We start from the raw sequence: 7991 nt of genomic DNA, 5'->3' as shown, positions 1-7991 counted from the left end.
GCCGCTCGACAGCGAAAGTAGCAAGCTACTCTCCTGTTTCCGCTCGACTTGCATGTGTTAGGCCTGCCGCCAGCGTTCAATCTGAGCCATGATCAAACTCTTCAATTAAAGTTTTTTGTTCTCATCCGATTAAGGATGAAGAACGGCTCAATGAATTATACTGTTTTTCACTAACTCTAAAGTTAATGAAGCTACATATTACTATGTGTCACTCAGTGATTCATTGAGAAAATTTTTGACTACCTCGTGAGAAGTAGTTTCGAATAACTCAACACCTGTGAGTGCCCACACAGATTACTTGATAAATTGTTAAAGAGCGTTGCACTTAATCGTGCTGCCGTTGACGCTAGGTCACTGGCTTGAGGAGGCGTATTCTACACTCTCCGTGGTTGGCGTCAAGCGCTTATTTTAAGAAGTTTTTCAAGCGACGCTTTCTTAAACAGAAGAGATAAATACTCTTATATCTAAGCCACATCTACGAACCACTTAAACCGCTTTCTACCTGATGAATACGTTTCATTGTTTCATCACACTGTGACCGTTACTTTAGGCTGGAAGCCTGCTGCGCCGTCTCAGTGGTTGCGCATTATAGGGATGCCAGAGAAGAGCGCAAGCCCTATTTTCAACATTTATGTTCACTCGATGAACTTTTATACATTCCCCCTCTGTTTTGTCCAAATAAAAGCCATTTCTATACTTTATCTATATAGAAACCTTACTCAAGGAGTCGCTCAAGTTCACTTTTTCGGCAATAGACTAGTGTAATAGTAAATAATTCATTACCATATACCTGCTATTAACAGTTATTTATCAATTCTTCAGAGATCATATATATGCAAAAGCCATTTCTTATCGTTTTGATTATCGCAATAGTAGGCGCATTTGCGTTTACTCAGTTCGCAGACCTAAATGCCGCTATCGCCTTCTTCACTGGTGCAATTATCGCAAGTGTTGTATTCGCACTTCAGGGCAAATCATCTCCAGCTGCTAACAATGCTGCAAGTGTTGAGCAGTATACAGGCCCTACTATGACTCTTTATGTTGGCAACCTGCCATACCGCGTACATGAAGGGGAAGTAAAAGAACTATTCGGAAAATATGGGCCGGTAAACTCAGTTCGTTTGGTACGAGATCGTAAAACTGGTCGTCGTAAAGGATTTGGATTTATTGAGATGTCAGAAGCTGGCGCCAAGAAAGCCATGAACAAACTTAATGAATTCGATTTCCAAGAACGTACATTAAAAGTGAGAGAAGCTAAATCACAAGATGCTGATAAAAGTGAGCGCCAGGAAGCTGGAGCTTAATCTTTATTTAGCTTATACCCAAACAACTTCAAGATGCAGGATTCAGCATGTCGAGAAGTGACAGAGTTCAAGGCATGAAATAGTAGGACTAGTTATTCTAATTCAATATTTCATAACACAGAAAAATGTTGCTTCTCGCCATGCCCTTCGGGAGTTCCCGTAGAATCCCTGCACTACGTTAGTGATATCAATAAGGGAATAACCATTATCCTCAATCACTGCCTTGTTCAGCTATCCTACGGGAGCTCTGAAACGAGCATCTTGAGGTAGCTTGAGTATATATAAGATCATTAGCCTGTTTGGGCTTTCGAGTATGTTGAAAAACCAAACTCGGCTAATGACTTTTTAAGCCCTTCACCAATCTCCAACGTATATAGTGCAATCATCTCTTTAGAATAACCTTCTCTTTGACGCTTATTTAGCTTGCTCTCTTCTTTTATCAAACTAGAAACTCGCGCTGCAACCGCTTTTCCTGAGTCGAGAAGCAAAACCCCACCGCCTAAGTACTGTTGGATCTCATCTTTAAGAATAGGAAAGTGAGTACAACCTAATACCAGTGTATCTATACCCGACACTTTAATAGGAGATAGTAGTTGTGCAATCTCACCTTGCAGTATCTGCTTACCGGATGCTTTTCTCTCTGCAAGTAGCACAAGTTCCGATGAACCATAAAGTTCAACCTGACAGTTAGCCGCAAACTCTTGAATTAAACTGTGCGTATAACTTCTTTTAATCGTGCCAGGAGTCGCAAGTAATCCTATATGCTTTGCTTGAGAATATAGAGCGGCGGGTTTAATTGCCGGCACAACGCCAACCACAGGAATGGTTAATGCCTCTCTCAATACCGGCAAAACTAAAGTGCTCGCAGTATTACAAGCGATTACGACTAATGAAGCACCAAGCTGCGCAACAGTTGCTGTTATCAGGGCTTCACATCCATCGATAAGCTCTTGCTCCTCTAATTCACCGTATGGAAGACGCGCATTGTCGAACAGGTAGCAGTAGCTTTGATCAGGTAGCACTCTCCTAATTTCATCTAGGATAGATAAACCTCCTACGCCTGAATCAAAAACTAGTATGGGTCCTGACAATTCCACTCTCCGCTATTAGTGATGGTCGCTATATTAGAATTTTCACACAAGAATCTGGAAATCGGAAGCTAGAAACTGGACTTCCTTGCTCTCTAGTATAATAATTCGGCCCCAAAATATTTTCGCAATTTTGTGTATTAGCGCTAAAAGGCGTTAAATAAGCATTAAATAACGCCACACAGTGGCATAAATAGAGATGCCCAGCAGATCTATTACACCAAGGGTGATCAATAAATGAATTTAGCAGCAATGGATCCTAATACCTATGATGCGCAACTCGAAGAAAAACGTATCAAGCTGGAAAACATATTCACTGACTTTGATACACCAAATTTAGAAGTATTTAGCTCTGAGCCAGCCCATTATCGTATGCGTGCAGAGTTCCGTATCTGGCATGATGGCGAAGATATGTACTACTACATGTTTGATAAAGCACTTAATAGTAAGGTTCGCTGTGATCAATTTTTACCTGCCAGCAAATTGATCAATGAGATGATGCCTGCGCTTATCGCTGAATTAAAGTCAAACCCTTTACTTAGACACAGACTGTTCCAGATTGATTTCCTCTCAACCTTAAGTGGTGAGATTCTAGTTTCTCTGCTTTACCATAAGCAGCTCGATGAACAGTGGGAAACAGAAGCAAAATCTCTGAAAGAGAGATTAGCAAGCAAATTTAACGTAAATATTATTGGCCGCGCACGTAAACAAAAACTGATCTTCGATAAGGACTTTGTGGTCGAATCACTACAGGTGAATGGTGAACAGTTACAGTATCATCAGATAGAGAACAGCTTCACTCAGCCTAACGGCAAAGTATCGGTTAAGATGCTTGAATGGGCAATTGATGTCACCAAGAACAGTTCAGGCGATCTATTGGAGCTCTATTGTGGTAACGGTAACTTCTCTATCGCGCTAGCGCAAAACTTCGATCGTGTGCTAGCCACTGAGCTTGCTAAACCTTCTGTTGAATCTGCGCAGTACAATATTAAGATAAACGAGATTGATAACCTACAAATTATCCGTATGTCAGCAGAAGACTTTACCGATGCAATGGCGAAAAAGCGCAGCTTTAGGCGGTTAGAGGGGATCGATTTAGATAGCTATAACTGCAACACCATCTTTGTTGACCCGCCACGTGCAGGTATGGATCCAGATACTGTAAAACTCGTGCAAGGTTATGAGCGAATTGTTTACATCTCATGTAACCCTAATACACTTATCGACAATTTGGTTGAGTTAAGCAAAACCCACAAGATCACCCGCTTTGCGCTATTCGATCAATTCCCATATACAGATCATATGGAATCTGGGGTTTTCTTAGAGAGAAAATAGAGCGACATAGCACTCAATAGAAAAGGGCCATAAAGGCCCTTTTCTATATTTTGAAATTACTTGTCCATCTTATGCTGTAACGCTTCAGATCCCTTAGCGACCATACGAAGCTGTATCACCAATCTGTCGGCTAATATCTTACGATCCACTCGCTTCATATCCAGTGCCGCCGCCCCGGCATTAAATACAAGTGTAACTAAAGCTTCAGCCTGTGCACGGGCAAGTTCAGGGCTTCGTTTTGCCGTCGCTTCTGTGTAGTGAGCGAGCTCTGAGATAAAATGCTCAATTTCACGCGCAACTGCCGCACGAAATGGGGCCGAAGTACCAGAACGTTCGTGTAGCAAGATCCTGAAGACGTTTGGATTAGACTCAAGCACTTCCATAAAAGTATCAACAGAGATCCTAATAACACTGCCACCGGCTTCAGCGCGTTGACGCCCTTTACGCATCATCTGGCGTAGGGTTAAACCACCTTCGTCGACCATAGTAAGGCCCAGCTCATTCATATCCTTAAAATGACGATAGAAAGAGGTCGGTGCAATTTTGGCTTCGCGTGCAACCTCACGCAAGCTCAGACTTGAGAAACTCCGCTCAGCATTCAATTGATTAAACGCTGCATCGACTAATGCTCGGCGTGTTTTCTCTTTCTGCTGTGCTCTAATGCCCATCATAGCGGTTCCGCAAATTAAGTGTTAACACAAGATCATACATTTTTTGCTACCAAAACACAGCCCTTAGATCACCTTTCTACCTTGACCAATCCAGTTTCAGCAGCTAAATTAGCGTACAGATGTACGCTCAAAGTTTAACTGGATAATAATAATGACGAAACCTCCACTCATCTGGACAAATGTAGCCCTTTTCACTATCACCTTTCTTGGTGCAGCAATACTCGTTCCTTGGTACGGTCTAACCTATGGTTATGGCATTTTAGAATGGCTTGCCTTTATCGGCTTTGCTTTTGCCAGTGGCCTCTCAATCACGGCCGGTTACCACAGACTCTGGTCCCACAAAACCTATAAAGCGAAAGCACCTGTTCGCTTTCTTTATGCTTTAGGCGGCGCCTTAGCACTACAAAATAGCGCACTACATTGGTCATCAGATCATAGAGTGCACCACAAGCATGTCGATAATAATGACAAAGACCCCTACTCAGCTAAAATGGGCTTCTGGTATAGCCATATCGGTTGGATGCTCAGGGAGTATCAGGCTCAGCGGTATCACGACTATAAAAACGTACGTGATCTACAAAATGACAAGATAGTAATGTGGCAGCACAAGCACTACCTAGCACTGGCGTTAATGATGAATATCGGTCTACCCGCTTTTATTGGCTGGCTCAACGGTGATATGTTAGCCATGTTATTGATGGCAGGCCTGCTAAGACTAGTTGTTGTGCACCACTGTACCTTCTTTATTAATTCGCTGGCCCATGTGTGGGGCAGCCAACCCTATACCGATAAGAATACTGCAAGGGATAATGGTGTGATCGCACTGCTAACCTATGGTGAGGGTTACCATAACTTCCATCATATTTTTGAAAATGATTACCGTAATGGCATTCGTTGGTGGCAGTACGATCCAACAAAATGGTTAATAAAAGCCTTAAGTTGGAGCGGTCTAGCTAAAGACCTACGTATAACACCTCAAGAACGTATAGAGAGTGCCAAGCTACAGATGCAGCTTAAGCGGACACAAAATCGTATCGCCCTCCTCCCCAATGGCGATGAGCTACTCGAGAAGCTACAGGCTGAATATGAACTTCTTAAGAGACATCTTGCTGATTACTACCTGGCGAAAAAAGAGTTACTTGAAGCCAAGCGACAGCAACTGGCTAATCAACACCTCATGCAACAAGTGGATGAATTAAAGCTACGCTTCCAAGCACAACAGAAGAACTGGCAACTGCTAATGGCCTCATACGCATAGTACCAATTGCATAGTGCCAGTCAGCATGTGAGGGTTCTTCTTGATAGAGAGCCCTCATTTCCCTCTAAATTTCACAGTCCTTATCACTGTGTTGCAAACAGAACACTTGTCTTGATTGAAGTGGCCTAACGATAGGTCTATTATGGCTGATTAACCAAATCACTATGGACTTTGTGCCAATGCTACAATCAGAAATCAAGCTTACCGAATACAGTCATGGCGCTGGCTGTGGTTGTAAAATCTCTCCAAAAGTCCTCAGCACAATACTGGCAACTCAACTGCCTATTTTTGAAGATCCAAACATTCTGGTCGGCAATCAAACTCGAGATGATGCCGCCGTCTATAAGCTTAATGACGAAACCGGCATTATTAGCACGACTGACTTCTTCATGCCTATTGTCGACGACCCCTTTACTTTTGGTCGTATTGCAGCCACCAATGCCATCAGCGATATCTACGCCATGGGTGGTACTCCAATGATGGCAATCGCCATTTTAGGCTGGCCAATAAACACCTTACCAGCAGAGGTTGCACAACAGGTCGTTGACGGAGGACGTCAAGCCTGCGCCGATGCGGGTATTATGCTCGCTGGCGGCCACAGTATCGACTCACCAGAGCCTATATTTGGCCTGGCGGTAACGGGCCAAATTCCACTGAGTGAGCTTAAGCAAAACGACACGGCTAAATCTGGTGATAAGCTTTATCTAACAAAGCCATTAGGAATAGGCATCTTAACCACAGCCCAAAAGCAGAAAAAGATCGCAGCTGAAGATACTCAGATAGCCGTAGATGCCATGTGTCAGCTGAATAAAATTGGGGCTTTAGCCTCTAAGATCTCAGGCGTGAATGCGATGACAGATGTCACAGGTTTTGGGTTAGCTGGCCACCTTATCGAGATGTGCCAAGGCGCCAAACTCAATGCTCAAATCTCGGTTCCTGCATTACCTTTGCTACCGAAAGCGGAAAAATATCTTGAACTAGGCTGTGTTCCTGGCGGTACCCACAGAAATTTCGAGAGCTATTGTGAGCATTTACCTCAATTAACTGATATCGAAAAAGCAATTATCTGCGACCCTCAAACCAGTGGCGGCCTACTGTTATCAGTTTCAAGTGAAGCAGAAGCAGAGCTCTCGGCTTTGCTAACAGCCCATGGTATCACCGCTAACTGTATTGGGACTCTGACAAATTCCGAACAATCCACCTTAGTGGAACTGATCTAATGAGCAGGAACATCATCCCTAAAACAGCCTATCGAGAGATCATGCTCAGCGGGCATCCTTTGATAGACGTTAGGGCGCCGATAGAGTTCGACAAGGGGGCATTTCCCTCGAGTTCAAACTTTCCTCTGATGCAGGACAGTGAGCGTCAGCGTATAGGAACCTGTTATAAAGAGCAGGGACAAGATGCCGCTATCGCATTAGGCCACTCTTTAGTGAATGGTAAGGTAAAGCAGCAAAGAGTTGATGCCTGGCTGGCGTTTATCAAACAGCACCCAGATGCATACCTCTACTGTTTTCGTGGTGGCTTACGCTCTCAACTTTCGCAGCAGTGGATCAAAGAAGCTGGTGTTGATATTCCCTATGTCGAAGGTGGTTACAAAGCCATGAGACAGTACCTGATTGAGGTGATAGATAACGCACCAGCTAAGCAGCCAATGTTTATCCTTAGCGGGATCACTGGCAGTGGTAAAACAGACTTCCTGCTGCAGAGATCCGAAGCCGTTGACCTTGAAGGTTATGCACACCACAGAGGCTCAAGCTTTGGCCGTTACCATGAGGGGCAGCCGACTCAAATTAACTTTGAAAATCAGCTTGCTGCCGCCCTACTTAAACATCAAGAGAGAGAAGAGCAGTGCCTGCTTGTCGAAGATGAGAGCTTTTTGATTGGACGTTCCGCTATCCCTAAAGCATTTTATGAGGGGATGCAGAGCGCCGATATTTTAGTGCTAGAGGAGCCCGAGGAGACTAGGCTAACCCGCTTGCTCAATGAATACGTACACAAGATGCATTCAGGTTATGTGGAAAGATTAGGTAAAGAAGCGGGTTTCACCGCCTTTAGTGAATACTTAAGTCAGAGCATCACCAGTATTAAGAAGCGACTCGGTGGCCAACTGCATGATGAATTTCAAACCATCATCTCCAAAGCATTGAATATCCAACTACAACAAAATGACACTCAAGGTCATCTTGAATGGATATCATTGCTGCTTACTCGGTACTACGATCCTATGTATCAGTATCAGCTTGAACAGAAACAGGAAAGGGTCATCTTCAAAGGCTCACATCAAGCGATGCATGAGTGGTTAGATCACTATCGAAACAGATAACAAGCTCAA

Annotated in this window: 7 protein-coding genes and 1 rRNA gene; 5 read left to right on the top strand and 3 right to left on the bottom strand. The window is 43.7% G+C overall.

The window, feature by feature from the left end:
- Positions 1 to 108 (bottom strand): 16S ribosomal RNA (locus tag K0625_RS15825); the annotation flags it as partial.
- Between the two features lie 725 nt (positions 109 to 833).
- Between K0625_RS15825 and K0625_RS15820 the strand changes: the two genes are divergently transcribed.
- Positions 834 to 1304: an RNA recognition motif domain-containing protein gene (locus tag K0625_RS15820; RefSeq protein WP_065204557.1), complete on the top strand. Its 471-nt coding sequence runs from the start codon at positions 834 to 836 to the stop codon at positions 1302 to 1304.
- A gap of 290 nt (positions 1305 to 1594) precedes the next feature.
- Here the strand turns inward: K0625_RS15820 and murI are convergent, their stop codons facing one another.
- A complete protein-coding gene (gene murI, locus K0625_RS15815; protein ID WP_220110571.1) occupies positions 1595 to 2395 on the bottom strand; it encodes a glutamate racemase in 801 nt (266 codons plus the stop codon).
- Positions 2396 to 2629: 234 nt separating this feature from the next.
- Here murI and trmA point away from each other — a divergent pair, with 234 nt between their 5' ends.
- Positions 2630 to 3727 carry a tRNA (uridine(54)-C5)-methyltransferase TrmA gene (gene trmA, locus K0625_RS15810; RefSeq protein ID WP_220110570.1) on the top strand — a complete coding sequence of 366 codons (1098 nt, stop codon included), beginning with the start codon at positions 2630 to 2632 and terminating at the stop codon, positions 3725 to 3727.
- 56 nt (positions 3728 to 3783) lie between these two features.
- On the opposite strand, the gene fabR is transcribed toward trmA, so the two are convergent.
- The gene (fabR, locus tag K0625_RS15805; protein ID WP_041418397.1) at positions 3784 to 4395 is read right to left on the bottom strand and encodes an HTH-type transcriptional repressor FabR; all 612 of its coding nucleotides are present in this window, start codon (positions 4393 to 4395) and stop codon (positions 3784 to 3786) included.
- Positions 4396 to 4549: 154 nt separating this feature from the next.
- Between fabR and K0625_RS15800 the strand changes: the two genes are divergently transcribed.
- From K0625_RS15800 to mnmH, 3 genes are all read left to right on the top strand, one after another.
- On the top strand, positions 4550 to 5656 hold the full coding sequence (locus K0625_RS15800; protein ID WP_220110569.1) for a fatty acid desaturase: 1107 nt from the start codon (positions 4550 to 4552) through the stop codon (positions 5654 to 5656).
- Positions 5657 to 5835: 179 nt separating this feature from the next.
- The gene (selD, locus tag K0625_RS15795; RefSeq protein WP_220110568.1) at positions 5836 to 6876 is read left to right on the top strand and encodes a selenide, water dikinase SelD; all 1041 of its coding nucleotides are present in this window, start codon (positions 5836 to 5838) and stop codon (positions 6874 to 6876) included.
- A complete protein-coding gene (gene mnmH, locus K0625_RS15790) occupies positions 6876 to 7982 on the top strand; it encodes a tRNA 2-selenouridine(34) synthase MnmH (RefSeq protein ID WP_220110567.1) in 1107 nt (368 codons plus the stop codon). The genes selD and mnmH overlap by 1 nt, the downstream gene beginning before the upstream one ends.
- Positions 7983 to 7991: the final 9 nt, after the last annotated feature.

The sequence above is a fragment of the Shewanella nanhaiensis genome (genome assembly GCF_019457885.1).
GTDB lineage: Bacteria > Pseudomonadota > Gammaproteobacteria > Enterobacterales > Shewanellaceae > Shewanella > Shewanella nanhaiensis.
Note: the sequence above shows the minus strand (reverse complement) of the source record. Positions and strands in the feature narration are given on the sequence as shown.

What these genes read in the sequence shown, in the direction of transcription:
- mnmH (WP_220110567.1), top strand. Translation starts at nt 6,876, where the DNA reads ATGAGCAGGAACATCATCCCTAAAACAGCCTATCGAGAGATCATGCTC.
- trmA (WP_220110570.1), top strand. Translation starts at nt 2,630, where the DNA reads ATGAATTTAGCAGCAATGGATCCTAATACCTATGATGCGCAACTCGAA.
- selD (WP_220110568.1), top strand. Translation starts at nt 5,836, where the DNA reads ATGCTACAATCAGAAATCAAGCTTACCGAATACAGTCATGGCGCTGGC.
- K0625_RS15800 (WP_220110569.1), top strand. Translation starts at nt 4,550, where the DNA reads ATGACGAAACCTCCACTCATCTGGACAAATGTAGCCCTTTTCACTATC.
- fabR (WP_041418397.1), bottom strand. Translation starts at nt 4,395, where the DNA reads ATGGGCATTAGAGCACAGCAGAAAGAGAAAACACGCCGAGCATTAGTC.
- K0625_RS15820 (WP_065204557.1), top strand. Translation starts at nt 834, where the DNA reads ATGCAAAAGCCATTTCTTATCGTTTTGATTATCGCAATAGTAGGCGCA.